The sequence below is a fragment of the Companilactobacillus halodurans genome (assembly GCF_009600985.1).
GTDB classification, from domain to species: Bacteria; Bacillota; Bacilli; order Lactobacillales; family Lactobacillaceae; genus Companilactobacillus; species Companilactobacillus halodurans.
Genome location: NZ_VDFP01000200.1, coordinates 1 through 1,194 on the forward strand (window position 1 = coordinate 1; position 1,194 = coordinate 1,194).

Sequence of the window (1,194 nt, forward strand, 5' to 3'; positions counted from 1 at the left end):
AACTCAAAAGCCCCAAGTCTTGACTTGAAGATACAGTTAAGTGAAGTTTAACTTTTCCATCGATAATTAAAGGCTCACTTAGAGGTTCAGTTTTATAAGTTAGTTGATTATTGATTAGTTTTTTATCGGTAGATAATAAATCTTTTTCCCAAATGGCGTTATGCTTACTGTAATAATCAAACGTCTTTTCATCGAGTTTATCACTGAAGGATTGAATGGACCCAGCAACGTCTTTAGTGAGTAATTTATCATCTGATAAGTGATAGTTAATCTTATCATTTTTTGCATTAGAACAGTCTTGATAACTGTTCCAAGTTTCTGTTTTAGTATTATCCTGAATGATAACATTAGGAATTATTTCTTTAGCTTGATTGTCAATTCCTAATAATTCATGCGTTAGCCAGAGATTGATAATATCGTTATAGTCAATTGATCTGAAGGCATTGATGTAAATATGTTGTCCTTGATGGAGAATGATCTTTTGTGTAACGCCGTTATGCTTAATCCCGTTCCATAATCTTTCAACATTGCGTGGCTTTACATTCCAATCATTTAAACCATGGACCATAAAGACGTCAGCAGTTATATTAGAAAAGTTTTTGTGATAGTTTCTAGCATCCCAAAAAGTATTATAGGCGCCTGTAATTCGATCTTCCCCTTTTTGGATCTTAGTAATTTGTTCATTCCATTTATCCTTGATATTGTGAAAATCACCAGGTTGCAAACGACGACTGAAAGTTTCCTCTGCTAGTACATCAGCGTCTTCACCGGGAAAGCCATCTGGGGCAATTACTAAGCCACCATCACGGTAGTAGTCGTACCAACTTGAAATGGCAGCCTCACTAATAACTGTCTTTAGACCATAAACACCGGTTGTGGCGGCGGCTGTAGCAAGAGTACCTAAGTAAGAACGTCCTGTCATTGCAATTTTTTTATTGGACCACCATGCTTTAATTTCAATGTTGTCAGTTCGATTTGTGAAGGCGGGCAATTCACCAGTCAGCCATTTGATAATAGAAACAGTTGAAGTAGTTTCTTCTGGGTCACCAGTAGTTCGGAAACCGTCAGAATCTTTAGTCCCAATCCCAGCCACATAAATGACAGCAAAGCCACGTGCTAAGAAGTAATCATTTAAAGTATAAGAATTTTCTCTAGCAAAATCTTGTTCAGCCTTTTTAGTTTGACCATTGATCT

The 1,194-nt window shown here is 36.6% G+C and carries 1 protein-coding gene; it reads right to left on the bottom strand.

Annotated features, from left to right (window positions below; genetic code table 11):
- Positions 1–1,194, bottom strand: a 1,194-nt coding sequence (locus FHL06_RS13615; RefSeq protein WP_272950476.1) for a CocE/NonD family hydrolase, incomplete at both ends; no start/stop codon positions are given.